Consider the following 25,557-nt stretch of genomic DNA (forward strand, 5'->3'; position numbering starts at 1 on the left):
CGCCGTCGTTGCGGCCGCCCGTGGCGCTGAGGGAGCGTTCAGTCCCGACAGCAAACGTGATGCCGGAGGCGATTACGTCTCCGCGCGAAGCTGGCGCTTGGCCACAGCCATCGCGCGGCGCTCGGCAGGGCTGGCGACCGGATAGTGCAGGTCCATTGCGCGCAACGTCTCCACCAGGATCTCGGCCACGGTCCGGCGCATGAACGGTTTGTCGTCGGCCGGAATCGCGTACCAGGGCGCCCATGGACGCGACGTCTCGTTCAGCGCTTCCTCGTAAGCCCGCAGGTAGTCGCCGAAGAACCGGCGCTCGCGCACGTCGCCGGCTCGGAACTTCCAGTTCTCCTCGGGGTCGTCGATCCGATCGAGGAACCGTTTCTTCTGCTCGCGCTTCGACACGTTGAGGAAGAACTTCACGATCGTCGTCCCGTTGCGCGCGAGATGCTGCTCGAAGTCGCGGATCGACTCGTACCGTTCCTCCCAGAGCGTCGGGGTCGGCGCGCGATCGGGCAGCCGCTGGGTGTCCAGGATTTCCGGGTGCACTTTCACCACGAGCACTTCCTCGTAGTGGCTGCGGTTGAAGATCCCGATGCGCCCGCGCTCCGGCGCGCGGCTCGCGACGCGCCACAGGAAGTCGTGGTCGAGCTCGGTCTCGCTGGGCCGCCTGAAGGTGTGCACCTCGCAGCCCGCCGGGTTGATCCCCGACATCACGGCGCGGATCGTGCCGTCCTTGCCGGCGGCGTCGAGCGCCTGGAAGATGACGAGCAACGCCTTGCGGTCGTTGGCGAACAGCCGGCGTTGGCGCTTCCGCATCTCGGCGATGGCCGCGTCGAGCGCCCGCTCGCTATCGGCCTTGACCACGCCGTCGGGCGGGCGGGTCGGCGCGTGCTTCACGCGGAATCCACCGTCGAACGGCACGAGATACGGACTGCGGGAACGGGCGTAGCGGCTGGACATCGGCCGACGTTACCACGCGGCCGGTGGTCCGCTGTGCGCGTCGGGCTGGCGCGACATTCGCACGGCGCCGGCACGGGGGACCTCATGCGCCACTCCGGCCTCAATCAATACTTCGAGCACCTCGCCGAGCGCGTCACGCAGTGGACCGGCAGCAACGCCGGCTTCGCCGCCGCCGCGGCGATCGTCGTCATCTGGGCGGTGCTCGGCCCCGTGTTCGCCTTCTCGGACACGTGGCAGCTCGTCATCAACACCGGCACCACGATCGTGACGTTTCTGATGGTGTTTCTCATCCAGCGGGCGCAGAACAAGGACGCGCTCGCGCTGCACTTGAAGCTGAACGAGCTGGTCGCCGCGCTGCAGGGCGCGAGCAACCGGATGATCGACGTCGAAGCGCTCTCCGAAGAGGAGCTGCAGGTGCTGCGCTCTCACTATCGCGAGCTGGCGAAGCTCTCGCGAGCCGAACGCCACACGAGACAGTCGCACTCAGTGGAAGAGGCCCGTCAGCGGCACGCGAGGAAGCTCCAGCGGATCGCATCAACGCAGCCCACCGGGAAATGAGCCGCGGCGCGACTGACTCGCGGCGAGCGTGGTCGGCATGGGACACCTGCCGGTCCGTCATCGAGCCAGGAAGGCGCCGGCTCGTGCCGTGATCTTCCGCAGCCCATTGGCGCGTGCCGTGCTCAGGATGGGTAGCCGTTGGACGTGGTGGGCGAGGCTCTCAGAGAAGGCGTCGCGCGCCTGCGGTCAGGCGACGCGCTCCGGACGGGTTGGCTCGGTCGCCGCGAGGAACAGACGGCTGATCGCCGCCTGGTCGTCCTGGGACCTCGCGCACATGAATTCCCACCCGGTGACGAACGACAGGTCGCCGCCGCCGTTCGACGCGTGGGAGTGCACGGCCTTGGCGACGAGCGTCGCGGTTCGTCCATCGGACGGCACGGTGAAGACGAATCGGTGCGTCATCCCCGTGTGAAAGGGCCGGGTGCAGCGAATGGCGAATCCTCCGAGGCTGACGTCGTGCAGTTCCATTCGCAGGTCGGACCCCTGAACCTGCACGTGGATCTCCTGGCTCGGCACCACTCGCCCGGTACGCCGTCCTTCTCCGGCCAGTGCGCCCGCAGGCATCATCGACCCTCCCGGACCGCAAGCTCGCCCGCTCCCGCGACGGGACCGGCCGCATTGACGGCACCGTAACTGCGAGCTCGGCCCGCACTCCGGCAACCGCGATTACAGGACTGCACGCGGCGGCGCACGACGGCCTGCGCCATGCCTCTGAACTCGTCACCGACTGGCCGCTGTCGTCCCGGGCTGCAGCCCGCGGTTCCACACCGCCGGGCCTGCAACAGGCGAGGCGCGGCCGAGTGCTACCGGCAACCGCCGGTATCTTGAACGTCTATCGGCCGGTGGCGGGCCGACTCTATCCCCTGGCGCCGAGGACGGCGACGACCACCGTCCGAGCGTGCGGGGCGCGACGATGCTCGAAGAGGAAGATGCCTTGCCAGGTGCCGAGCGCCAACCGGCCGTCGACGATCGGGATCGTCTCGCTCGTGCGGGTCAGGACCATCCTGAGATGGGATGGCATGTCGTCCGGCCCCTCGGCAGTGTGGATGAAGTACTCGCTGTCTTCGGGCACGAGGCGGTCGAAGAACGCGTGGAGATCGACGCGGGCCGATGGGTCGGCGTTCTCGTAGATGACGAGCGACGCAGAGGTGTGCTGGACGAACACGGTGGCGATGCCGGTGCGTGCGCCGCTCTCGCGCACGATCTTCGCGACCTCGTCGGTGATCTCCATCGTGCCCTGGCCATGGGTCCGCACGGTGAAGCGGGCCGAGTGCGCGATCATCGCCGCGATGGTACTCGCGGCCGCGTCGCGCGCCAAGCGGGACGCGGCTGAACTGAATACGTGCCGCCGCCGATATTACGCGCGTGAGCACCGTCCGGCGCCGCGGCGTCACCGCAGACGACTGGGGCAAGCCGCGCCGCAACGCGGCCGGCGATCCGATCTGCCGCTGGTGCGGCGGGCCGGTCCTGAAGCCGAGACGGACGTTCTGCGGCGACGCCTGCGTGCACGAGTGGAAGATCCGAAGCAGCCCGTGGTACGTGCGCCAGCAGCTCAAGAAGCGCGACAAGGGCGTCTGTCGGATCTGCGGATTCAACGTCATGAAGGCGCATCGCGAGTGGTCGAAGGCCAAGCCGCCTGCCGGCGACCGCGCCGCCCGGCGCGCCTGGCGGCGGTCTCGGCCCCGGTGGGAAGCCGATCACATCGTCCCCGTCGCCGACGGCGGCGGCGAGTGCGGGCTCGACAACTACCGCCTGCTCTGCCGTTCGTGCCACGTGTCCGTGACGCTTCGATGGCGCGTCGCGCGAGCGTCCGCGACGCCAGCGATGGCAGCGTCACGCGACACCTGACGCGCGCCTCGACTACACTCGTCGTCGGCGCGCCCTGGCGCGCGTTCCCGTGACGATGCCCCCGCGCATGACCGTTGCCTTCGCCATGTTCTGTCAGCAGTACGATCCGGAACACCCGACGGATCTGCGCCACATGGCGACGGGCATCGGCGGATGGTCGGCCGAGACGCCGCCCACCGTCGAGTTGACGCTGGCGATCGGCCTCTGGAATGCCGGTGGACCCGGCCGCGTGCGCTGCCGGCTCGGCGTCCGGCGCCCGGACGACGAGATTCAGTACGTCGGCGAAGGCGACACCGACATTCAGGACACGGGCGAGCTCGCCGTGCTGCCGTTGAAGTTCACGCTCACGCTCGACAGACCGGGCATCTACTGGGCGATCGGCGAGTTCGACGGCGCGACGATCGTCGAGGTGCCGTTCAACGTGAGCGACACGCCCGCTCCCACGTCCATCTCAGGCGCGCTCGGCCCGTAGCCAGGCGTCGCGCTCCGACGTTTCCGCCGCGAGTCCCTCTTCGCAGACGAACGGACGCCGTTTCGACGCTGAGCGCGCCGAGCGCGCACGCCGATTGTGGCGAGCAGGATGGTGGCTGACCGCCGTACACTGTCGGCAGCCGAATCCGCGATGGAGATCTCATCGATGCGGGCGATGCAGCTCGTCCGGCGAGGCGCGGGACGCCTCGAGGCCGTGGCTCGCCTGCGTCCATCGCCGGGTCCGGACCAACTCAGGATCCGCGTGACGGCGTGCGGCGTCTGCCGCACGGATCTCCATGTCGTCGACGGCGAGCTGCCCGACGTCCCTGTCCCGATCACGCCGGGCCACGAGATCGTCGGGCGCGTGGACGCGGTTGGCCCTGGCGTCACGGTGTTCTCGCCCGGCGATCGCGTCGGCGTTCCCTGGTTGGGATGGTCCTGCGGCGGCTGCGCGTTCTGCCGTGCGGGCCGCGAGAACCTGTGCCCGCAGGCGCGCTACACCGGGTATCAGATCGACGGCGGCTACGCGGAATACGCGGTGGCGGACGCGCGATTCTGTTTCCCGCTCCCTGCGTCCTACAGCGACCTGCACGCCGCGCCGCTCCTGTGCGCGGGGATGATCGGCTATCGCGCCCTGCGCATGGCGGGTGACGCCCGGCGCCTCGGCATCTACGGCTTCGGCGCCGCCGCGCACATCGTCGCGCAGGTCGCACTGGGAACCGGCCGGGAGGTGTACGCGTTCGTCCGGCCAGGCGACGAAAGCGCCCGAACGTTCGCGCGGGCTCGAGGCGTCACGTGGGCCGGCTGGTCCAACGAGCCGCCGCCGACACCGCTCGATGCCGCGCTGATCTTCGCGCCGGACGGCGCGCTCGTTCCCGAAGCTCTCGCGCGAGTCGTGCCGGGCGGTGTCGTGGTCTGCGCCGGCATCCACATGAGCGACATTCCCGGCTTTGCGTACCGGCTGCTCTGGGGCGAGCGGGTGGTTCGATCGGTCGCGAACCTCACGCGACAGGACGCGCGCGAGTTCCTCGCGCTCGCCGAGCGGGTGCCGATCGCCACGACGGTGCGGCCGTATCCGCTCGCGCAGGCGAACGACGCGCTGGCCGATCTTCGGGGCGGCCGGATCACTGGCGCCGCCGTGCTCGTCACGCCCTGAGCCTGGCGGCGACAGCCCATGCTCGCGGCCAGCGAGTCGTGCCGATGTGCCGGCCAGCCGCAGGGATCGACGACACAGCGCGCCCGACTCGCCGAGTCTGGTTTACGATGCTCGGCTGATGAGCTTTGCGCACCTGACGCTGCCCACGCGCGATGTCGAGCGCACCGCGCGGTTCTTCGAGAAGACGCTCGGCTACGCGCGCCGGCAGACGCCCGCGAACTCGCCGGTGGACGCCCAGTGGCTCGATCTCGGGCGCGATCAGCAGGTCCACGTCGTGCGCGTGGCGGAGTTCGAAGCCTCGCCGTTCGAGGGCGAGTTCGGCCGGCACGTCGCGGTGCGCTATCCGCTGGCCGGCTTCGACGCGCTGAAGACGCGGCTGCGGAGTGAAGGCGCCGAGGTCTTCGCGCCGCTCCGCGCGACGCCCTTCGAGCGGTTCTTCTTTCGCGATCCGGTGAACGGCTTCGTCTTCGAAGTGCTCCCCGAGCAGGTGGCCAGGCCGGAGTGACGCGAACGTCCGGCTCAGGCCCCGTGGGCCATCCACTTGGACCAGTAGAACGTCAACGGCACCTTGCCGGTGTTGACGATGCCGTGCAGCGTGTTGCCGGCACAGTAGAGGATGGCGCCGGGCCCGACCTTCGTCACGCTCCCGTCCACGCTGATCTCGCCCGTGCCTTCCGCGACGATCAGGAACTCCTCTTCGGGATGGCGATGCGGCGGATGCGGGCTCGCTCCGGGGTCCAGCACGGCCATGCCGGTGCAGACGCCCTGCAGTTGGTCCGTCGGGCCGTTGTAGTGGGTGAACACGCGGCAGCCGTTCGCGTAGTCGGCCGGCAGCGCCTCGATCGAGAGCACGCCGTCGGCGAGTTTCGGCGCATCGGTGGCGACGGAGACGACGCTTTCGGATTGAGTGGCCATGGTCGAGGATCGTGTACCGGCCCGCGCGCCACGGTCAAGATCGCACGGCGGAGCGTCGGATGCTGACGCGCTTCGCGCCGGCCCCGACCGGGCTGCTGCACCTCGGCCACGTGGCGAATGCGATCTACGTGTGGGGCGTGGCCGCCCGGTACGGCGCTGACGTGCTGCTGCGCATCGAGGATCACGATCGGCAACGTTCACGCCCGGAGTACGAAGCGGCGCTCCTCGATGATCTCGATTGGCTCGGTTTCGCGCCGGCGCGGTTTCCGACGCGCGCATTCAGAGCCGGCGCGTGCGAGTCGCGCCAGAACGATCGGCGCGCCGTCTACACGGCGGCCGCCGACGCCTTGGATCACCACGGGCTCCTCTACGGCTGCCGCTGCTCGCGGCAGCGCCAGCACGTCAGCGGTGGCACGCACGCGTGCCGCGACGCCGCTCTGGGGCTGGCTGGCGACGTGGCCTGGCGGCTTCGGCTCACACCAGCGCCCGAGGTCTTCGACGATCTCTTGCTCGGCCCGCAGCACCAGACGCCGGGGCCGGACCTCATCGATCCCGTGATCCGGGACCGCGCGGGCAACTGGACGTACCAGTTCGCCGTCACGGTGGACGACCATCTGCAAGGCATCGACGTTGTCGTCCGCGGCCGCGATCTGCTCGAGTCCACGGCGCTCCAGATGCAGCTCGCGCGCCTGCTCGGCCGCGCGCGGCCCGCGACGTTCGCCCATCATCCGCTCGTGATGAAAACCCCCGCGCGGAAGCTGAGCAAGTCGGATGGCGACGCCGGCATCCGCGCGCTGCGCGAGACGGGCTGGTCGCCCGCCGACGTCATCGGCAAGGCCGCGGCCGCCGTCGGCCTGCTCGCCGCCCCTCAACCGGTGACGGCGAGCGACGTCGCGACGCTCTTCACCGGGAGGGACCTGCGTGCATAACCGGATTCACGATCTTCTCTGCACCGCAGTGCTCGCCGGCGCCGAGCGCGTGCTGGCCGTCCGGCAGTCTGGCGCCATCGGCGCAGGCTACAAGGATGCGACGGAGCTCGTGACCGACGCGGACCGCCAATCGGACGCGGCGATGCGCGAGATCTTCGAGCGCGAATGCCCCGCGATCGATGCGTCTCTGTCGTTTCGCCTGGAGGAATCAGGCCACACGGGGCCCAGCGGTGCGCGACGGATCGGCGCCGATCCGCTCGACGGCACGTCGCACTTCGCGGCCGGCGGCAATCTCTACTCCGTGCAGGCACACTACGTCGACGACGGCGTGGCGACCATCGGCGTCGTCTTCCAGCCGGAGGTGTTCCTGCCGCTGGCCGAAACCGATCGACCCACGGGCCGCCTGGTCAGCGGGATCCACGGCGCCGGCGCGTTCGTTCGCCGCACGGAGCTCGTCGGCGGCCGGTTCCTGCTCGGCGAGGCCCGTCGAGTCCGCCGGCGCACGGCATCGCGCACGAGAGCGATCATCGGCTGCGTGCCGTACAGCACGAAGATGTCGGCGGGCGAACGCGAGATCGCGCGCCGGGTCCACGAGAGCGGCGTCATCGGCGCGACGACCGGCACGGGCGGCGCCGGCGGCAACGTGATGTGGGTGCTCTTCGGCGGCCACGACCTCTACGCGAACTTCGGTGCCGGTGAAGACCTCGACCTCGTGCCGCCGCAGGTGATCGCCGAGGAAGCCGGCTGCACCGTGTGGGGTCCGGATCGCCGGCCGCCTCGCTGGCACGTCCGCAAGCAGCCGTTCATCGTCGCGCTCGACGACGACACGGCGGAGCGGGTGCTACGGGCCGCAGGCTTCTGAGCCGACCGCTATTCGCCCAGCGTCGCGGCCGAGAACTCGACGACGAGCGGCGGCCGCTGGTTGTAATCGCTGTAGCGGATCCAGGCCGGGCGCGCGCGGAAGTACATGAGTCCTGGCAGGGCCTGCCGAGAGGGCCCTTCCGGAAAGACCTTGAAGTACGCCGCCTTCAGCCGCTCGAGCTCTTCGCCCTTCGGCTCGTCGACGATGCCCTCGTACTGCACGGTGCGAGCGTCTTCACCCCAACCGCCGATCACCAGCGCGATGGCGGGATTGGCGCGCAGGTTGTGCGCCTTGCGCGTCGACAGAATCGTGTCGAACACGATCTCGAACGCGTCCGTCACGGCGACGCCGATGAGCGCGGCCTGCGGCGTGCGGTCTGGAGACGACGAGGCTTCGACCGCCCAACGATGGAGACGAAGGAACTGCAGGAGCTCGACAGGCTTCACGAGACCTTCTTACTACAAAATCGGGCGGAGGAAGACGCGCAAGACACGATGCGGGGACGCGCGCCCGATCTCCCTGTCGTCCGGCGCGCGTCGCGCCACAGCCGACGCGTCCCTCACGCCGTGAGCGTCTCGACGACGACGTCGTAGATCTCTTTCGTGCCCGCGTGCCCCTGGCCCGTCTCGATCGTGTAGAGGCCGTGCCATTTGAGGTCGTTTTCGAGATAGCACATCGCCGTCGCGAGATCCCAGTTCTGGTTGACGCGCGTGTGCATCGTGCCCGCCGTGAAGGGCGCCATCATCTTCAGGCAATCGTGCAGGTCCTGCTGATTGGGTGCGCCGGCGCCGCCGACGTCGACGTTCGAGTACGAGCCGGCCGCCTGGATGATCTCGGCGAGCAGCGTCCAGGCCGCCCGGCCCGTCAGCGGCGGCGGCGCGGCGGGCGTCTGCGGCGCAGGGGCAGCAGCGGCTGGTGCCGGCGCAGGCGTCACGGGCGAGCCAGGCGTGCCGGCCCGTCCGGCGCCCGTGGCCCGGCCGCGGCCCCCGCCACCACCACCGCGCGTCTCGACCGACACGATGATCCCCTTCGACTTGCCGTAGTCGACCATCGTCTTCAGCGTCGGGATGCCGTAGACCTTGTTCTCGTGCGTGGGCTGCCCCTGCGGTCCACCCTGGTTGACCATCACGCGCTTGGCGCCGAGCGTCACGGCGTGGTCGACGAACATCTTCGTCAGATCGATCGCGAGCAGCCGATCGCGGACCCGCGGGGCCGAGAAGTGCAGGTCGTTGAACTCGAGGTTGATCTGCTGCACCTGCGACTTCGCCTTCTCCACCCGCGAGCGCAGCTCCCTGAGGTACGACGTCTCGAGCGAGGCCAGGTGATAGTGCTGGAACTCGACCTTGTGCACGCCGTAGGTGTCCGCGATCATCGTGGCGTAGTCGAAGAAGTCCAGCGTGCGCTCCGGCGTGCTCGGCACGTCGGGCACTTGCAGGATGCTCTGGAAGTTCAAGCTCATGATGGAGATGCGGTCGAGCGCCGCCTGCTTCTTCGCTTGACCGGCGCCGGCGGCTCGGGCCGGGCGGGCGAAGCCGGTGGCCGCGACCGCTCCTGCTGCGGCGCTCACGAGAAACTCTCGGCGTTTCATACCTGCCTCCTTGGGCGTCGACGACGCGGCATCGAGACGCGCATTATCCCCCGAAGGCGGCGCCCCGGCCCGGCCTTTCTAGCTCTTGATTCCCCTGGTCATCAGGAAGCCCTGACGGAGGACGTTGTCGGCGTAGTACTCCGCGGCGAGCGCATCGTACTCGTGCCGGAAGGCGTCGAGTTTGGCCGGATCGGTCGTGCCGAGCGACTCGACGAGCTTCAGCACGGGACCGGCCGTTCTCTCGACGACGGCCCGGTTGTGCGCAGGGGTCAGGCACGGCACCACCATGGTGGCACGGTCGAACACGAGGTCGCGGACGCGACTGCCGAGCCGTTCGCGGATAACGTTGACGTCGCCCCACTGTGGCGGCGGCGCGACGCCGGGCGGCGGGGGCGGCGCGTACCGGCCGACGAGGGCGAACATGCGGCCGACGAACAGTTCGGGCGGCCACGTCGAGAACGCGATCGTGCCGCCCGGCGCGAGCACGCGGAGCATCTCGGCGATCGCGATCTCCGGCCGAGGCGCGAACATGTGGCCGAACTGGCTCGTCACGACGTCGAAGCCGGCATCCTCGAACGGCAGCGCCTCGACGTCGCCTTCGTGCCAGTCCACCGTCACGTTCGCGATGGCCGCATTCTCCCGCGCGCGCGCCAGCAGCTCGGGCGTCAGGTCGAGGCCGGTCACGGCAGCCCCCCGCCGCGCGGCCGTGACCGCGACGACGCCGGTGCCGCAGCCGACGTCGAGCACCCGCTGGCCGGCCCGAATGCGCGCGTGGTCCACGAGCGTGGCGGCCGGCGGCGTGGTCCAGACCTCGAGCGGTGCGAAGCAGGCCCAGCTCTGACGCTGGATCGCTTTGAAGCTGGCAAACGGATCCATGGTTGGCTCCTCTGGCTCGACGGCGAAGCCGAAAGGGACGTGCTGCCCCCGACACTGGCTCGGCCGGCAGTGCCGGCCCAGTGTAGCGCGGACGGGCTCGATACAGTGCCGTGACCCGGCCGTCAGCCCGGCGGCCCCGGGCCGATGAGCTGCGGCAGTAGAACATCTACCATCGCAGCCTCGCTCATGGTAGATTGACTACCATGCCACGACGTTCCGACCGGACCCAGTTGCTCCAAGGCACGCTCGACCTCCTGATCCTGCGCACGCTGCTCTTCGGCCCGGTGCACGGCCGGGCCATCGCGACGCACATCCAGCGGACGACCGACGACGTGCTGCAGGTCGAGCACGGATCGCTGTACCCCGCGCTGCATCGGCTGGAGCGGCGCGGCCTCGTCGCGGGCACGTGGGAAAAGCGCGAGCGCAACCGCGAGCTCAAGTACTACCGGCTCACCGCCGCCGGGCGCCGCCACCTCGCACGCGAGGAATCGCGCTGGGCCCGGCTCGTCGCCGCGATCGCCCGGGTCGCGGCGGCAGCCCGCGGAGGCGCCGAATGACCGTGCGCGCGCCCTGGCGCCGACGGCGCGCCGGCCGCACGCCAGCGCCCGACGACGTCGCCCGCGAGCTGCAGTCGCACCTGGAGCTCGAGATCGAGGCGCAGCGCGACGAGGGCCTGTCCGAGGCCGACGCCACGCGCGCGGCCTATCGGACGTTCGGCAACCCCACGCGCGTCCGCGAAGACATCCGCGACGAGGCTCGCTGGACCTGGGCCGACGACCTCGCGCGCGACGTCGGGAGCGGCGTCCGCCACCTGACGTCGCAGCCCATCTTCACGACGGTCGCCGCGCTCTCGCTGGCGCTCGGCATCGGCGCCAACATCGCCGTCTTCAACGTCAGCAGTTCGCTGCTGCGCCGCGTGCTGCCGGTAGCGGCGCCCGACGAGCTCGTCACCGTGACGGAGGAGCGCGACGGCAACTTCTCCTATCCCGCCTACGTCGCGCTGCGCCAGCACGTCGAAGGCATGGCGGATCTCGTCGCGGCCTCATCGGTCATCAACGTCAACGTCGACGCCGCCGGCTCGGTCGAGCCGCTCGACGTGAAGCTCGTGTCGGGCAATTACTTCAGCGTCCTGCGCGTGCCGCCCGCCTCGGGCCGCATCATGGATTCCGCCGACGAACAGCGCGCCGTCGCCGTCATCAGCCAGGCCTGGTGGACCCGGCGGTTCGCACGGTCGCCAGACGTGGTGGGCAAGGTGGTGACGATCGCCGGTGTCCCCTTCACGGTGATCGGCGTCGCCCCGAGCTGGTTCACGGGAGAAACGGTCGGTGAAGCTCCCGACGTGTGGGCGTCGGTCGTCCTTCGGCCGGCGGCGATTCGGAACGAGCCGGGCTTCACCTGGCTGTACGTGATGGGCCGCATCTCGCCGCCCGCCACGCGGGAACAGCTCGCGGCGGCGATGGCGGCCGGCGGCCGGACGATCAGTCGCGGCGACAGCGTCGGCCTGCGCATCGCGGCGGAGCCTGGCGCCCGAGGCCTGTCGCGGACGCGCACGCACTGGGCTGCGCCGCTCACCGTGCTGACGGTGATCGTCGGGCTCGTCCTGCTCGTCACGTGCGTGAACCTGGCGGTGCTGCTCCTGACGCGCTCCGCCGCGCGCCGGGGAGACATCGCGGTCCGTCTCTCGCTCGGCGCGACGCGCGAACGCATCCTACGGGCGCTGATGATCGAGCACCTGCTGCTCGGCCTGCTCGGCGGTGCCGCGGGGCTGGCGGTCGGCCTGGTGGGCAGCCAGTTGCTCGTCACGATGGCCGCGGACGTGCAGCCGCTGTCGTTGGACGTGCAGCTTCGCGCCAGCACGGTGTGGTTCACGCTGGGAACCTCGATCGCCGCCGTGCTGCTCTTCGGAGGGATTCCCGCATGGCGGGCCAGCCGAGAGTCCGCCGTGGCGCTGATCTCGCGCGACAGCCGATGGATCGTCGGTCGTTCCGGCGGCTGGCACGCGCGCGAAGGCTTCATCGTCTTTCAGCTCGCCGTGTCGTTCGTCCTGGTCGCCGCCGGCACGGTTTTCGTACAGACGCTGCGAAACCTGCAGGCAGAGGATCTCGGCTTCGACGCGGATCGCGTGCTCGCGCTCCAGTTCGTCCCCGATCAGGGCTACCGGCCGCCTCCAGACTTCCTCTCGCGCGTGCTCGGTGCGGTCTCGGCGCTGCCAGGCGTGGAGATCGCCACGGTCGCGACCGCGGGTCCGCTCTCCGAGCAGGGCGGCGGCGTGAACGGGCTGCAGGTGCCGGGATTCACCGCGAACGGTCCGGAGGATCTGCGGGCGCGAGCCGACTGGGTTGGTCCAGGCTATTTCAAGACATCCGGCATCCGGCTCGTGACCGGGCGGGACTTCTCGGCTGCCGACGACGCGAATCGTCAACCCGTGGCGATCGTGAACGAGACCTGGGCCCGCTACTACTTCGGCACGACGGCCGTCATCGGCCGCCGGTTCTGGTTCAACAAGAAGGAATACGAGATCGCCGGCGTCGCCCAGGACACGAAGTACACGGATCTCCGGGCACCCATCCAGCGGTTCGTGTACTTCGCGTTGCTGCAGGGTGGATCCGCGAACCGCTTGTTCGTCCGGGCCGCCGTGCCGCCGGCGACGCTCGCCGCTGCGGCCCGGCGAGCCGTGGCGACCGTGGACCGCCGCGTCTCGGTGCGCGACGTCGTGACGATGGCCGAGGTGGTGGATCGGCGTCTCGCCCGCGAGCGCCTGCTGGCGCGCTTGGCCGGCGTGTTCGGCGGCCTCACGCTCCTGCTGGTGTCGATCGGCATCTACGGCACCGTGGCCCAGGTCACGACCGAGCGCGCGACGGAGATCGGCCTGCGCCTCGCGCTCGGCGCGACGCGCACGCTCGTCACCTGGCAGGTGCTCCGCCGCATCGTCGTCATGCTCGCCGCGGGGCTGGCGCTCGGCGCGATCGGCGTGTACGGCGCCGGCCCGCTCGTGGCCACGCTGCTGTACGGCATCAGTCCGGTCAGCGTCACGACGATGGTCGTGACGATCGCGGTGCTGGGCGGCGTCGCGCTTGCCGCCGGCTGGCTGCCGGCGGTCCAGGCCTCGCGGTTCGACCTGGCAGCGATCCTGAGACGCTGACGCGGCGGCTACCGCCAGGCGTCGCGCAGGAACCTCACGAAGTTCCCGTGCGCGACGAGCGCGACGTCCGGCTCGGCATAGCCGCGCTGGCGCAGCAGGTCCGGCACGCGCGCCAGATCGGCGATCGTGTCGAGGTCGGCGGGCGTCTGCTCGATCCCGAACGCGCCGTCGAGATCGGACCCGATGCCGATGTGCCGCGCGTTGCCGGCGATCTGGCAGATGTGGTCCATGTGGTCGATCATGACCGCGAGCGTCAGGCCCGCGCTCTCGGGCGTCGACGTCGCGCGCACCCAGCCCGGCACCATCATCCAGGCATCCAGCGGCGCACCGATCACCGCGCCGCGATCGACGAGCGCTTTGATCTGATCGTCGCTGAACTGCCGATTGTGGGGCACGAGCGCGCGGCAGTTGCTGTGGCTCGCCCAGATCGGCCCGCGGAAGTGGTCGAGCGCCTCCCAGAAACTCTCGTCGCAGAGGTGCGTCGCGTCGAGGATCACGTTCAGCCGCTCCATTTCGCGGAGCAGCTCGCGGCCGCGCACGCCCAGGCCGCCTGTCGCATCGGTGCCCTGCGCGTAGGTGCCGGGCCCGTAGTGCGCGGGGCCCACCGCGCGCACGCCCTGCGCGTACGCCCGCTCGAGGTGACCGACGCTGACGAGCGAGTCGGCGCCCTCGAGGCTGAGCACGTAGCCGATCGCAGCGTCTGCCGGCGCGTCACCGCGTGGCCACGCCGCGAGATGCCGATCGAGCCCGGCGCGATCGGCGATCTGGGCGAGCTGGCCGTCCGCTTCCATCGCGCGATACCAGGCCAACTGCCCTTGCGTCTGCGCCCAGGCCTGCTCGGGGCTGTGCCAGCCCGGCAGGCGATTGGCCGGCTTGACGTAGCGGGCGATTTGCGTCGCGACGGTCAGCCCGATGCCGCCCCGGCGCATCTCCGGCAACGACACGGTGCCGTGGCCGCGGTCCACCTTGTCGCTCCGGCCCGCTTCACGCGCGCGGATCTCGGCGACCGGGCGTCGCAGATCCCGGTTCCACTCGAGCGCGTTCATGGCGAGGTCGAGGTGGCCGTCGACGATGAGCATCAGCAGCTCCGGGGGAGGCGGCTCACACGCCGCGTATCAGACGATCAGATCCAGCAGGACGATGCACACGAGCGCGACCACGGACAGGACGGTCTCCATCGCCGTCCACGTCCTGAGCGTGTCCTGCACGGTCAGGTTGAAGCATTCTTTCACGAGCCAGAAGCCGGCGTCGTTCACGTGCGAGAAGATGAGCGAGCCGGCGCCCATCGCCAGCACCAGCAGCTCGACGTGGACGCCGGACGCGGCGGCGGCGATCGGCGCCATGATGCCGGCCGCCGTCGTGATCGCCACGGTCGCCGAGCCGGTGGCGATGCGGATCAGCGCGGCCACGAGCCAGCCGAGCACGACGACGGGCACGTGCGAGGCCGTCGCGACGGCGGCGATCGCCTGACCCACGCCGCTCTCCACGAGCACGCGGTTGAACCCGCCGCCCGCCCCGACCACGAGCAGGATGCCGGCGATCGGCGCGACGCAGTCGTTGGTGAACTTCAGGATCTCGTCGCGCGTGTACCCGCGCGCGACGCCGAAGGTGTAGAACGACAGCAGGACCGCGAGGAGCAGCGCGACCACCGGGCTGCCGACGAAGTCCACCCATCGCCGGAGCCCGTCGTCGGGCGGCAGCGTCACGTCGGCGATCGTGGCGCACAGCATGAGCAGCACGGGCAACAGGATCGTGACGAGCGTCACGCCGAATCCCGGCAGCGCGTCCGTCCTGCCCTGCTGGCTGAGCTGATCGGCCAGCGCGCCGGCCGCCTCGGCCCGCACGCGCCGCGCGAGGAACGGCCCGATGAGCGGCCCGGCGACGACGGCCGTCGGGAAGCCGATCAGCAGCGAGTAGAAGATCGTCGTGCCGACGTCGGCCTTGAAGATCTCGATCGCGACCATCGGACCCGGATGCGGCGGGACGAGGCCGTGAACGACCGACAGCCCCGCCATCAGCGGGATGCCGATGACCATCAACGGCCGGCGCGTCACGCGGGCGATCGTGAACGCGATCGGCATCAGCAGCACGAGCCCGACCGAGAAGAACACCGGGATGCCGACGACGAAGCCGACGAGCATCATCGTCCAGTGGACGCGGCGCTCGCCGAGCGCGCGGGCGATGGTCTCGGAGACCACGCGCGCGCCGCCCGACTCGGCCAGCATCTTGCCGAGGATCGTGCCGAGGCCGACGACGACCGCCACGGATCCCAGCACGCCGCCGACGCCGTCCTGCACCGCGCGCGCAATCGCCGAGAGCGGCATGCCGGCGCCCAGCCCCACGGCGACCGCGGCGAGGATGAGCGCGACGAACGCGTTCATCTTGAACCGCGCGATCAGCAGCACCAGGCCGATCACGGCGGCGAGCGCGAACAGCAGCAGGCCGGCGTGCCCGTTCATGTCGGTCGCGCGCGGTCAGACGGAGAGGCGACGGGCGCGCGCGGCGATCGGCCAGCGATCGACGGCCCGCCCGTCCTCGACGACGACGGCTTCGCTGTACAGCGCGACCGTCGGGCAGATGTGGACCGGCAGGCCGTAGACCACGGCGCCGACGGGCAGCTCCGCCGCCCGCGCCGTTTCGATGACGAGGTGCTCCTCGCTGTGGCCCACGGCGCGCGCGTCCTCGATGCCGAAGAGGTGGACGCGCGGGTGAGGGTTCTCGGACGCAATCGCCTTGTGACCGAGATCGAGACAGAGCCTCGTGCCGCCCGGTCTGCTGACGACGCGCGTTACGACGAGCGCGGCGGGCAGGAAGTCCATGTCGGGCAGCTTCGTCGTGTAGCCCCAGTCCCAGAACAGCGACGTTCCCGGGCTGCACTCCACGTCGGTGTGCGCGGCGTGGATCGGGAAGGTCGGCGTGCCGCCCGCGACGATCGACGGCACGGCGAGACCATCGGCCTCGAGCTCCTGCCGCAGCCGGCGGATCGGCGCGAACGCCGCGTCACAGTTGGCGGTGCGCGTGGCGAGATCGCGATCGTGCAGGTGGCCGTCGTAGGCGTGGAATCCCGCCGCCGAGAGACCAGGCTGCGACGCGATGAGCCGGTACAGCTCGGCGGCGCGCGGCCCCGGCTCGATGCCGGTCCGGTGCATGCCGCAATCGAGATCGAGGAACACGCGCACGGTCCGCCCCGATGCCTGCGCCGCCTTCGACAACGCGCCGATTGCCGTCTCGTCGTCGGCCACCGCCGCAAACGTCGTGTCCGGATACGCCGCGGCAAGAGTGAGGAGCCTGTCGACGTTCGGCCCGACCGGCTGATACGCGAGCAGGACGTCGGGCGCGCCGGCCGCCGCCGTCATCTCGGCCTCGGCGATCGTCGCGGCCTTGAACTTCGTGATCCCGGCCGCGAGCTGCATGCCGACCACTTGCGGGAGCTTGTGCGTCTTGACGTGCGGCCGGAGGCGCGCCGGGCCGCCGGCGATGCGGACCATGCGCGCCACGTTCTCCCGGACGCGCGCGGGATGCACGAGCAGGGCGGGCGAGGCGACGCGCTCGACGTCCGCCATCGCGTACCAGGGCCGCGGCATGACGCTCAGCGCACCTCGAAGATCGCTTCGATCTCGACGGCGATGCCGCCCGGAAGCGAGCCCATCCCGACGGCGCTCCGCGCGCCGATGCCGTGCTCACGTCCGAACACGTCGGCGAAGAGCTCGCTGCAGCCGTTGATGACTTTCGGATGATCGAGGAAGCCGGCCGTGCAGTTCACCATGCCGAGCACCTTGATCACCCGCACCACGCGATCGAGCGATCCCAGATGGGCGCGCAGGCTCGACAGGATGGCGAGCCCAACCTGCCGCGCCGCCAGCGCGCCGGCCTCGAGGTCCATCGACTCGCCGACGCGCCCGACGATCAACGAGCCGTCCGATCTGACCGGACCGTGGCCCGACACGTACGCCATGGCGCCGGCGACGACAACGGGCCGATACACGGCGAGCGGCTTCGGCGCCGGCGGAAGGTCCAGTTTCAATTCTGCAAGACGGGCATCCGCACTCATGGCTGCTCCGGAGGAAGAAAGACCGCGCACATCTTCGCACGGGCGCGCGGCGGTCACCATCCGCCCGCGTTTTGGCGGAGAATAGCGGGCACGCGCCGCGCATGCCGTCCACGAACATCATCCTCATGGGGCCGCCCGGATCGGGCAAGGGGACGCAGGCGGTCCGCATCGCCCAGCGGTACCACGTGCCGATCATCTCCACCGGCGACATCCTGCGCGCCACGGCGCGATCGGGCTCCGCGCTCGGCCTCGAGTTGCGCGCCATCATGGCGTCGGGCGGTCTGGTCAGCGACGGGATGATGGTGGATCTCGTGCGCGAGCGCCTGCAGCGATCCGACGCCACGGCGGGCTTCATCCTCGACGGGTTCCCGCGCACGGTGGGACAGGCCGGGGCCCTCGCCGAGATGCTGGGCGGCCGGCCGGTGGTCGCGGTCGTGCTCGAGGTGCCCGATCAGGATCTCGAAGCGCGGCTCGACTCGCGCCGGATCTGCTTGAAGTGCCGGGCCGTGTACCACAGCGGCACGCGGCTCGGATCGGAAGCGGAAACCTGCGCGCGCTGCGGCGTCGCGCTCATCAAGCGCGACGACGACAACCTCGAGGTCATCCGGACGCGGCTGCAGACGTACCACCGAGACACCGAGCCGGTGCTCGCCTACTACGCCGAGCGCGGCGCGCTCGTGACCATCGACGGCTCCCCCGCGCCCGACGCCGTGACACGGGCGATCATCCGAGCCATCGACGCGCGCCGTCAGGTGTTCCTGCCGGATCCCGGCGCGCCCCGCCCGCACGCCTCCAAGAACGTCCGCCGGTCATGAGGCTGGCCGACTGGATCGTGCTCGGCGGCGCGCTCGCGTACGTCGTGCTCTTCGGGCTCTGGCGCAGCCGCCGTACCAACACCGTCAACAAGTACCTGCTCGCCGGCCGCAGCATGCCGTGGCACGTCGTCGGCCTGTCGATCATGGCCACGCAGGCGAGCGCCATCACGTTCGTGTCGACGACCGGCCAGTCGTACGTGGACGGCATGCGGTTCGTCCAGTTCTACTTCGGCCTGCCGATCGCCATGGCCATCCTGGCCTACACCGCGGTGCCGATCTTCCACCGCGCGCGCGTCTACACGGCCTACGAGTACCTCGAACAGCGGTTCGACACGAGGACCCGCGCCCTCGTGAGCGCCATCTTCCTGATCCAGCGCGGCCTGGCGCTCGGCATCTCGCTCTACGCGCCGGCCGTCGTGCTCACCGTCATCCTCGGATGGCCCGACTGGCTGACGACCTGCCTGATGGGCGGCATCGCGATCGCGTACGCCACCGTCGGCGGCGCGAAGGCGATCGCCTGGACCGACTTCCAACAGATGCTCGTCATGGTGGCCGGGCTCGTCGCGGCGTTCATGACCGCGGTCTGGCTGCTGCCGCCGCACGTCTCGTTCGCCAACGCCGTCGGCCTGGCCGAGGTCGCGGGCCGGCTGAACGTCATCACGACGACCGTCGACTGGAACGACCGCTACAACCTGTGGAGCGGGCTCATCGGCGGCGCGTTCCTGGCCATGGCCTACTTCGGCACCGATCAGTCGCAGGTGCAGCGCTACCTGACCGGCCGCTCGATCGCGGAGAGCCGGCGCGGCCTCTTCTTCAACGCCGCCGCCAAGATTCCGATGCAACTGTTCATCCTGTTCATCGGGGCGATGGTGTTCGTCTTCTACGTCTACGAGAAGCCGCCCGTGCTCTTCCAGCCGACGGAACTGGCGCGCGTCGAACAGCCCGCGCTGCGGGACGCGTACACGCCGATCGCCGAACGGTACGACACGGCCTTCGCCGACCGGCGTGCGGCCGCCGACAAGCTGATCGATGCCCGCCGATCGGGCAACGCCCTCGCGTTCGACAACGGCCGGCAGGCCTACGACGACGCGCAGCGCCAGCTCGACGCGGCGCGCCGCGACGCCGCGGCCCTCGCCGTCGAGCACGGCGGCAGCCGCAGCAGCGACACGAACTACATCTTCCTGACGTTCGTCACGCAGCACCTGCCGGCCGGCCTCGTCGGTCTCGTGCTCGCCGTCATCTTCGGCGCGACGATGTCGTCGATCTCGGGCGAGATGAGCGCGCTCGCCTCGGTGAGCATGATCGACGTCTACAAGCGGCACGTGCGGTCCGAGGCCTCCGATCATCACTACCTGACGGTGTCGCGGCTGGCCACCGTCTTCTGGGGCCTCTACGCGATGGCGAGCGCCCAGTACGCCAAACGCCTCGGCTCGCTCGTCGAGGCGGTCAACGTGCTCGGCTCGCTCTTCTACGGGACGATGCTCGGCGTGTTCGTGGTCGCCTTCTTCTTCAAGCGCGTCAACGCGCGGAGCGCGTTCGTGGGCGCGCTGGCCGGCCAGGCCGCCATCTTCGCGTGCTGGTATTTCACCAGCATCGCGTTCCTCTGGTACAACGTGATCGGCTGCGTCGTCGTCGTCGCGACGGCGACGATGCTGTCGGCCGTCGGCACGCCTGAGAAGGTCAAGGCATGAGTCGATCGATCGTCATCACGGGCGCCAGCGCCGGCATCGGCGCGGCGCTCGCCAGGCACCTGGCGCCCGCGGGCGCGCGCCTGACGCTCGTCGGCCGCCGCCGGCCGGAGCTCGAGGCCGTGGCGGCCGACTGCGGCCCCGACACGCTGGCGGTCGGGGCCGACGTCACCGATCGCACCCAGGTCCGCCACGTGGTCGACCAGGCGCTGCGCCGCTTCGGCGGGATCGACGTGTGGATCAACAACGCGGGACAGGGCATCAGCCGCCTGCCCTCGGAGCTGACCGACGACGACATCGACGAGATGATGCGCGCGAACGTGAAGTCCGCGCTGTACGGCATGCAGGAGGTCCTGCCGCACTTCAAGGCGCGCGGCGCCGGCCACGTCATCAACATCTCGTCCGAGCTGGGCCGCATGCCGTACGTCCCCGTGCGGGCGGCCTACAGCGGCGCTAAGCACTACCTCAACGCGCTCACGGCGAACTTCCGGGATGAAGTGCAGGCGGGCCATCCGGCCATCCACTTCTCGATCGTCTCGCCCGGCGTCGTCCGGACCGAGTTCGGCGTGCGCGCCCGCCACGGTGGCGCCGACTCGCGCCTGATCCCGAACTCGCAGAGCGCGGAGGACGTCGCCGCGATCATCGCCTCGGTGATCGACACGAAGCAGAAGGACGTCTACACGCAGCCGGGCGCGCTCGACCGCGTGCTCGCGTACTACCGGGCGCTGAGCACGTGACGCATCCGCCCTCCTGATGGCCTGGCTGCTCGCCGCCTGCGCGTCCTCCTGGCTGTTCGCGGCGATCGCCGCCGGCACCTTCGTGCCGCTCCGCCATCCGGACGAGCTCGAGTACCTCTACGTCTGGCCCGAGACCACACCGTTCCTGTGTGCCGGCACGGCGGCGACGATCGCGATGATCGGCGCCTACGCCGGCGTGCGTCGCCTCGCCCGCGGCCGCCCGGAAGCCGAGCGCGCGGCGCGAGGGGGCCGCTGGCTCGCGCCCGCGACGCTGGTCGCGCTGGCGCCGCTCGGCATCCTGCCGGCCGCGCCGGGAGTCGGCGAGCGCGCGGCGCTGCTGTCGTATCTCGGTTACGACCTGCGCTGGTGGTGGTGTGCCGCGCTGCTCGCGTGGCTCGCCACGCGGGCGGATCGACTGCTCGGCTCGCCGATGCGCCGACGCATCGAAGGGATCCGGAACTGGCCCACGCCGTCGCGGCGCCTGCTCCTCGAAGGCACGCTGTTCGCCGGCGTGCTCGCGTGGACGTTCTTCTCCACGCCCCTCCTGCGGCTTCACGGCACCGTCGTCGGCGACGAGCCGAAGTACTTGCGGTTCTGTGAGCTCTGGTATCAGGGCGGCGGGCTCGACATCTCCCGGCTGACGCTCGTCTCGGAGCAGCCGATCGACGCGCCGCCGCGCCTACTCCGCAACCTCGGCCACGCCGCCGCCGTGCTGCCCGAAGTGGTTCGCGACCTCGCGGCCGACCTGCCGGCGTTCGTGACGCAGCCCGCGACGTTTCGATGGAGCCGCGTCACGGCCGATCACGGGTTCGTCCGGGGGAAGCACGGCGGCATCTACCAGGTGCACCAGCCTGGCGTGTCGCTCACGTTGATGCCCGGCTACGTCCTCGATCGCTACCTCGTGGCGACGACCTCGACCGACGATGGCAAGTTCCCGCGCGAGTTTCCGTTGACGACCCTGACCATGTGGCTCTGGGCCGGCGCCTGCGCGGTTGCGCTGTTCCGGCTGCTCGCCGACGCGCTCTGCGCCGAGAGCCTCGCGTGGGTCTGGGCGCTCGTCGGCCTGTGCACGCTGCCGGCTGCCGCCTTCGCGTTTCAGTTGTATCCGGAACTGCCGGCGCTCTGGATCGTCCTGACCGGAACGCGACACGTCCTGTTCGTGCGTCACGCCGCGCTCGGCCGCCGGATCGCGATGGGCGGCGCCATCGGCGCGCTCGCCTGGTTCCATCCGAGGTTTCTGCTCGTCGCGGCGTGTCTCACGGCGGCCGGCGCGTGGCGCCTCCAGGGCCGGCCGCGCGCCGCGTTCGTGACCGCGTCCGCCGCGGCGGTGTTCTCGTTGATGGTCTTCGCCTATCACGTCTCGGGATCGTTCCTGCCGACCGCGCTGTGGGAAGCGAACGACCAGAGCGTGTCGTTCCTCCGCGTCGGGTTCGTGCTGAACCTGCTGGGCTACGCGATCGATCGCACCTGGGGGGCGCTGCCACATGCCTTGATCCTGAGCGCTGGGCTGCCCGGCCTGGTGCTGCTCGCGCGTTCGGCCCCCGCGCACGCGTGGCTCGTCGCGACCCTCGTGCTCGCGCTCGTCGTGCCGGCCGCCGGCCACACGCTCAGCGCCGCTGGCACGACGCCCGGCCGGCTCATCGTCGCGGTAGTCCCGCTGCTCATCTGGCCGGCCGCCGTGCTGGTGCGACGATGGTGGCCGCACGCCGCGGTGCGCGCGGCCACCTGCGCCGCGCTCGTCCTGTCGTTCGAGGCCGCGTTCACGTACGACTGGTGGCACACGAAGGGACCGCTGATCGCGGCCGGCGCGAGCGGATGGCGTCCGAACCTCGCGTTTCCGATCGTCCGCGGCGACGTGTGGAGCCATGCGAGCGGCAACACGGCCGCATTCGCCGCGGCGCTCGTCGCGCTGGCCGCCGGCGGCGCGCTCGCCTGGCGGCGGGCCGGACCAGCAGCCGACGCCGGTCAGCCGCCGTCCGCGAGGCTGCCCGCTGGCGGCGCGTCCGGGATCCTGGCCGGTGTCGCGGCCGCCTGGCTGGCCACCGCCGCGATCGGCGACTGGACGTCCGACGCCTACCTGCTCCGCGAGAACGCGTCGGTCGCGCGCGCGGTCGACGGGCTGCTGGATCGGCCGCGCTGCCGGATCTGCTTCTCGACCCGTCGCGCGCAAATCGACTGGAAACACATCGTGCCGAACACAGCTCATGGCGCCCACGCGGTGTTCGGCGTGACGCAGCGCACGCTGCGGCTCGACGTCGTCACCGACGGTGAGGCCGGCGAACCGGCCTTCCTTCGCGCGCGGGTGGAGTACGGCGACGGCGAGGCAACCGGCTGGCAGGGCGTGAACGGCCGGCGGACGATCGAGCACCAGTACGCGCGGCCTGGCCGCTACCGGATGATCCTCTGGTTCGAGACGCCCGACGGCCGGATCGGCGCGTCGAGCTATACGGTCGAGATCGGCGCTCGGGAGGGAGGTCGCGATGTCTGACCGGCACTGGGCCTGGGGGATTCGCTCGCTCGCGCTGATCGCCTTCGTGCTGGCGATCGTGGCCATCGTCGAGGCGCGCGCGATTCGTCAGGCGCGCGGGGAGCTGCAGGCGCTCCGCGACGAGCGAGCCCGCGGCATCGCATCGCTGCACGCGGTCTGGGCGGGCGCCGCGGTGGACGAGACCGTCGCGGCGCTGCAGGCGCTCGACACGATGTTCGAGGAACCGACCGAAGGACTGGGCCGCGCCGGAGGCCTGTGCGCCGGCGGGCGCGTCGATGGCCGAGCCGTCGCGGACTTCGTGCGCGCCTTCGCCGCCGCGCGCAGCACCGGCACGTCGAAGGCCGGCGCGATCGACACCATGCGGGAGGCGGTCCGTGCCACCGCCGAGTTCCGATCGAAACATCCGGATCTCGTGCCCAAGCCGTGACGTCTGGCGGACGGCCTCGGCCTAGCGCCCGATCCGCAGCACCAGCACGACGAACGCCGCCGCCAGACCGAGCACGGCGCGGTACTCCCGATTCACGGCCACGCGCCGCCAACTGAACGGACGATCGACCCCGCCGATCGCGCCCGCCCGGTAATCGCTGTACGCGCCGTCGAACTTCTCGTCGAGCGACGCTTCCTCCACCCGCACGGCAGCCGTGAGCGTGATGCCGAGGTACAGCACGACGAGCACCGACACGACGAGGCTCTGCGCGGCGATCGCGAACCCGGTGCCCAGCACGCTCGAGCCGACGTACAGCGGATGGCGAACCAGCCGGTAGGGGCCCGAACGCGTGATCTCTTTCCCCTTCTCGATGTGCCCCGCGGCCCAGAGCCTGAGCCCCTCGCCCACGACGGCGACCGCAAGCCCGGCGGCCCAGGATCGCCATGACGGTCGGGCGAGCCCGAACGCGACGGCGGCGGCAAGGAAGCCCAACGGAACGCGAAGTCGGGCGAGGCGGGTGAGCATCAGGGCAGGGGCGCGGCCGCCACTCGAGCGAGACGCGTGTCGATGGCCGCGCGCACGTCGGCCTCGGTGATCCCGCCGAGGCACCACCGCTCGGCGCCGCGCCGGCAGCGGCGCTCGTAGTGGCACGCGCAGTCATCGTACCGCGAGACGCTGACGTCGTCGACGTGCCAGGGCCCGTTGCGCCGCGGCGTCGTCGGGCCGAAGAGCGCGACGACCGGCGTGCCGACGGCGGCGGCGACGTGCGTCGGCCCGGTGTCGCCCGACAGCATGAGCGCGGCCGCCCGCGACACCGCGACGAGATCGGCCACGCGCGTGGGCGGCGCCAGGGTGGCGGCTCCGTCGGACGCCGACACGACCTGCTGAGCGAGCGGCGCCTCACCCGGGCCCCAGAGCACGATCGACGGCAGCCGATGCGCGTCGAGCAGCCACCGCGCGACGTGGCCGAAGCGATCGGGCGGCCACCGCTTGTTCGGCCACGCGGCGCCGGGATTCACGAGGGCGAATCGCGGCGTGCGCGCGCGAACCTGATCCAGCGCCTCTGACGCGACGTCGGCCAGCGGAAAGCGCGGCTCGCCGGCAACCGCGCCCACGGCTGTCGCGAGCAGCAGGTTCTTGTCGATGACGTGGCGGCCTTCCTCGATCGGCATGCGCTCGGAGTAGAACGGCGCGGCCGCGCGCTCGCGCAGCGCCGGGCGGTCGAAGCCGACGACGCGCGTTGCGCCGGACAGCCTGGCGAGCGCGGCGGACTTGACGAGACCCTGGAAATCGAGCGCGACGTCGTAGCGGCGAGCGCGGAGGCGCCGCCGGACGTCGAGCCAGGCGAGAACGTTCCGGCCAGCAAGCGCGACGACCTGCGTCAGGATCGGCACGAGCTCCAAGAACTCGACGTGCGGCGCGTCGACGAGCCAGTCGACCTCCGCCGAGGGGTGCGCCCGGCGGATCGCGTCGACCGCCGGCAGAGTGTGGACGAGGTCGCCCAGCGAGCCGAGGCGGACGACCAGGATCCTCATCGATCGTTCGGCGGCTCGGCCCCCGGCGCAGGCGAATCCGCCGCGCCGGCCGCGTCGATCCTCGCGAAGAGGTCGCGCGTCGAGTGATCCTTCGGATCGCCGACGATGGCGATGCGGCCGCCGTAGCTGCGGACGACGTCCCGTTCCGGCACGGTGTCGGTGCGGTAGTCGGTCCCCTTGCAGTGGACGTCGGGCCGCAGCGCCCGCAGCAGCCGTTCGACGGTCGCCTCGGGGAAGGTCACGACGTAGTCGACGGCGCGGAGCGCCGCGACGATCTCGGCGCGCGCGGCGGCCGGCACGATGGGCCGCCCCTCGCCCTTCAGCCCGCGCACCGACGCGTCGTCGTTGACGGCGACGACGAGCCGATCGGCTTCCCGCCGCGCGCCTTCGAGGTACCGGACGTGCCCGACGTGCAGGACGTCGAAGCAGCCGTTCGCAAACGCGATCGTGCGCCCCGCACGGCGGTCCGCTTCGACCAGCGCGACGAGATCCTCGTCGGTCACGACCCGCCCCATGG

Annotated in this window: 28 protein-coding genes; 14 read left to right on the forward strand and 14 right to left on the reverse strand. The window is 70.9% G+C overall.

What is annotated here, in order from left to right; genetic code table 11:
* Positions 1-72: 72 nt before the first annotated feature.
* Positions 73-954, reverse strand: coding sequence for a polyphosphate kinase 2 family protein (locus tag IT184_08375; protein MCC7008816.1), 882 nt, complete (start codon positions 952-954; stop codon positions 73-75).
* An 84-nt stretch (positions 955-1,038) separates the two neighbouring features.
* On the opposite strand from IT184_08375, the gene IT184_08380 reads away from it, so the two are divergent.
* A complete protein-coding gene (locus tag IT184_08380; GenBank protein MCC7008817.1) occupies positions 1,039-1,512 on the forward strand; it encodes a low affinity iron permease family protein in 474 nt (157 codons plus the stop codon).
* A 186-nt stretch (positions 1,513-1,698) separates the two neighbouring features.
* On the opposite strand, the gene IT184_08385 is transcribed toward IT184_08380, so the two are convergent.
* Both IT184_08385 and IT184_08390 read right to left on the reverse strand, forming a co-directional pair.
* Entirely contained in the window at positions 1,699-2,028 is a 330-nt protein-coding gene (locus tag IT184_08385) for a PilZ domain-containing protein (GenBank protein MCC7008818.1), read from the reverse strand.
* Positions 2,029-2,368: 340 nt separating this feature from the next.
* Positions 2,369-2,794 carry a YjbQ family protein gene (locus IT184_08390; protein ID MCC7008819.1) on the reverse strand — a complete coding sequence of 142 codons (426 nt, stop codon included), beginning with the start codon at positions 2,792-2,794 and terminating at the stop codon, positions 2,369-2,371.
* An 83-nt stretch (positions 2,795-2,877) separates the two neighbouring features.
* Here IT184_08390 and IT184_08395 point away from each other — a divergent pair, with 83 nt between their 5' ends.
* The 4 genes from IT184_08395 (at position 2,878) to IT184_08410 (ending at position 5,492) form a co-directional block, all read left to right on the forward strand.
* Entirely contained in the window at positions 2,878-3,360 is a 483-nt protein-coding gene (locus IT184_08395; GenBank protein ID MCC7008820.1) for an HNH endonuclease, read from the forward strand.
* A gap of 67 nt (positions 3,361-3,427) precedes the next feature.
* On the forward strand, positions 3,428-3,832 hold the full coding sequence (locus tag IT184_08400) for a hypothetical protein (protein ID MCC7008821.1): 405 nt from the start codon (positions 3,428-3,430) through the stop codon (positions 3,830-3,832).
* A 165-nt stretch (positions 3,833-3,997) separates the two neighbouring features.
* Positions 3,998-4,987 (forward strand): zinc-dependent alcohol dehydrogenase family protein, encoded by a 990-nt coding sequence (locus IT184_08405; GenBank protein MCC7008822.1) that lies wholly within the window; start codon positions 3,998-4,000, stop codon positions 4,985-4,987.
* Positions 4,988-5,105: 118 nt separating this feature from the next.
* Positions 5,106-5,492 carry a VOC family protein gene (locus tag IT184_08410; protein ID MCC7008823.1) on the forward strand — a complete coding sequence of 129 codons (387 nt, stop codon included), beginning with the start codon at positions 5,106-5,108 and terminating at the stop codon, positions 5,490-5,492.
* Positions 5,493-5,506: 14 nt separating this feature from the next.
* Here IT184_08410 and IT184_08415 read toward each other — a convergent pair whose 3' ends face one another.
* Positions 5,507-5,902 carry a cupin domain-containing protein gene (locus IT184_08415; protein MCC7008824.1) on the reverse strand — a complete coding sequence of 132 codons (396 nt, stop codon included), beginning with the start codon at positions 5,900-5,902 and terminating at the stop codon, positions 5,507-5,509.
* 59 nt (positions 5,903-5,961) lie between these two features.
* On the opposite strand from IT184_08415, the gene IT184_08420 reads away from it, so the two are divergent.
* Complete coding sequence (locus tag IT184_08420; GenBank protein ID MCC7008825.1) at positions 5,962-6,831, forward strand: tRNA glutamyl-Q(34) synthetase GluQRS; 870 nt, start codon at positions 5,962-5,964, stop codon at positions 6,829-6,831.
* Positions 6,824-7,693, forward strand: coding sequence for a hypothetical protein (locus IT184_08425; GenBank protein MCC7008826.1), 870 nt, complete (start codon positions 6,824-6,826; stop codon positions 7,691-7,693). The genes IT184_08420 and IT184_08425 overlap by 8 nt, the downstream gene beginning before the upstream one ends.
* A gap of 8 nt (positions 7,694-7,701) precedes the next feature.
* On the opposite strand, the gene IT184_08430 is transcribed toward IT184_08425, so the two are convergent.
* From IT184_08430 to IT184_08440, 3 genes are all read right to left on the reverse strand, one after another.
* Positions 7,702-8,139, reverse strand: a complete 438-nt coding sequence (locus IT184_08430; GenBank protein ID MCC7008827.1) for a pyridoxamine 5'-phosphate oxidase family protein — start codon at positions 8,137-8,139, stop codon at positions 7,702-7,704.
* A 113-nt stretch (positions 8,140-8,252) separates the two neighbouring features.
* Complete coding sequence (locus IT184_08435) at positions 8,253-9,281, reverse strand: hypothetical protein (GenBank protein MCC7008828.1); 1,029 nt, start codon at positions 9,279-9,281, stop codon at positions 8,253-8,255.
* A gap of 78 nt (positions 9,282-9,359) precedes the next feature.
* Positions 9,360-10,157 (reverse strand): class I SAM-dependent methyltransferase, encoded by a 798-nt coding sequence (locus IT184_08440; GenBank protein MCC7008829.1) that lies wholly within the window; start codon positions 10,155-10,157, stop codon positions 9,360-9,362.
* Positions 10,158-10,360: 203 nt separating this feature from the next.
* Here IT184_08440 and IT184_08445 point away from each other — a divergent pair, with 203 nt between their 5' ends.
* Positions 10,361-10,714 (forward strand): PadR family transcriptional regulator, encoded by a 354-nt coding sequence (locus IT184_08445; protein MCC7008830.1) that lies wholly within the window; start codon positions 10,361-10,363, stop codon positions 10,712-10,714.
* Positions 10,711-13,299 carry an ABC transporter permease gene (locus tag IT184_08450; GenBank protein MCC7008831.1) on the forward strand — a complete coding sequence of 863 codons (2,589 nt, stop codon included), beginning with the start codon at positions 10,711-10,713 and terminating at the stop codon, positions 13,297-13,299. The genes IT184_08445 and IT184_08450 overlap by 4 nt, the downstream gene beginning before the upstream one ends.
* Positions 13,300-13,307: 8 nt before the next feature.
* Here the strand turns inward: IT184_08450 and IT184_08455 are convergent, their stop codons facing one another.
* Genes IT184_08455 through IT184_08470 form a run of 4 tightly spaced genes read right to left on the reverse strand, consistent with a single transcriptional unit; the run spans position 13,308 to position 17,350 of the window.
* Positions 13,308-14,378: a membrane dipeptidase gene (locus IT184_08455; protein ID MCC7008832.1), complete on the reverse strand. Its 1,071-nt coding sequence runs from the start codon at positions 14,376-14,378 to the stop codon at positions 13,308-13,310.
* Between the two features lie 36 nt (positions 14,379-14,414).
* Positions 14,415-15,758, reverse strand: a complete 1,344-nt coding sequence (locus IT184_08460; GenBank protein MCC7008833.1) for a permease DsdX — start codon at positions 15,756-15,758, stop codon at positions 14,415-14,417.
* A gap of 15 nt (positions 15,759-15,773) precedes the next feature.
* Complete coding sequence (locus tag IT184_08465) at positions 15,774-16,883, reverse strand: D-TA family PLP-dependent enzyme (protein MCC7008834.1); 1,110 nt, start codon at positions 16,881-16,883, stop codon at positions 15,774-15,776.
* A 5-nt stretch (positions 16,884-16,888) separates the two neighbouring features.
* Positions 16,889-17,350, reverse strand: coding sequence for a RidA family protein (locus tag IT184_08470; GenBank protein ID MCC7008835.1), 462 nt, complete (start codon positions 17,348-17,350; stop codon positions 16,889-16,891).
* Positions 17,351-17,451: 101 nt separating this feature from the next.
* Here IT184_08470 and IT184_08475 point away from each other — a divergent pair, with 101 nt between their 5' ends.
* Genes IT184_08475 through IT184_08495 form a run of 5 tightly spaced genes read left to right on the forward strand, consistent with a single transcriptional unit; the run spans position 17,452 to position 23,505 of the window.
* On the forward strand, positions 17,452-18,165 hold the full coding sequence (locus IT184_08475) for an adenylate kinase (GenBank protein ID MCC7008836.1): 714 nt from the start codon (positions 17,452-17,454) through the stop codon (positions 18,163-18,165).
* Positions 18,162-19,856: a sodium:solute symporter gene (locus IT184_08480; protein MCC7008837.1), complete on the forward strand. Its 1,695-nt coding sequence runs from the start codon at positions 18,162-18,164 to the stop codon at positions 19,854-19,856. The genes IT184_08475 and IT184_08480 overlap by 4 nt, the downstream gene beginning before the upstream one ends.
* Entirely contained in the window at positions 19,853-20,590 is a 738-nt protein-coding gene (locus IT184_08485; protein MCC7008838.1) for an SDR family NAD(P)-dependent oxidoreductase, read from the forward strand. Before IT184_08480 ends, IT184_08485 begins: the two co-directional genes overlap by 4 nt.
* A 16-nt stretch (positions 20,591-20,606) precedes the next feature.
* On the forward strand, positions 20,607-23,078 hold the full coding sequence (locus tag IT184_08490; GenBank protein MCC7008839.1) for a hypothetical protein: 2,472 nt from the start codon (positions 20,607-20,609) through the stop codon (positions 23,076-23,078).
* Positions 23,071-23,505, forward strand: coding sequence for a hypothetical protein (locus IT184_08495; GenBank protein MCC7008840.1), 435 nt, complete (start codon positions 23,071-23,073; stop codon positions 23,503-23,505). Before IT184_08490 ends, IT184_08495 begins: the two co-directional genes overlap by 8 nt.
* A gap of 21 nt (positions 23,506-23,526) precedes the next feature.
* Here the strand turns inward: IT184_08495 and IT184_08500 are convergent, their stop codons facing one another.
* The 3 genes from IT184_08500 to IT184_08510 are packed head-to-tail and all read right to left on the reverse strand — an operon-like array spanning position 23,527 to position 25,555.
* Positions 23,527-24,030 carry an isoprenylcysteine carboxylmethyltransferase family protein gene (locus tag IT184_08500; protein ID MCC7008841.1) on the reverse strand — a complete coding sequence of 168 codons (504 nt, stop codon included), beginning with the start codon at positions 24,028-24,030 and terminating at the stop codon, positions 23,527-23,529.
* Positions 24,030-25,040 (reverse strand): glycosyltransferase family 9 protein, encoded by a 1,011-nt coding sequence (locus IT184_08505; GenBank protein ID MCC7008842.1) that lies wholly within the window; start codon positions 25,038-25,040, stop codon positions 24,030-24,032. Before IT184_08505 ends, IT184_08500 begins: the two co-directional genes overlap by 1 nt.
* Positions 25,037-25,555, reverse strand: coding sequence for an adenylyltransferase/cytidyltransferase family protein (locus tag IT184_08510; protein ID MCC7008843.1), 519 nt, complete (start codon positions 25,553-25,555; stop codon positions 25,037-25,039). Before IT184_08510 ends, IT184_08505 begins: the two co-directional genes overlap by 4 nt.
* Positions 25,556-25,557: the final 2 nt, after the last annotated feature.

Source organism: Acidobacteriota bacterium (assembly GCA_020853395.1).
GTDB lineage: Bacteria > Acidobacteriota > Vicinamibacteria > Vicinamibacterales > SCN-69-37 > JADYYY01.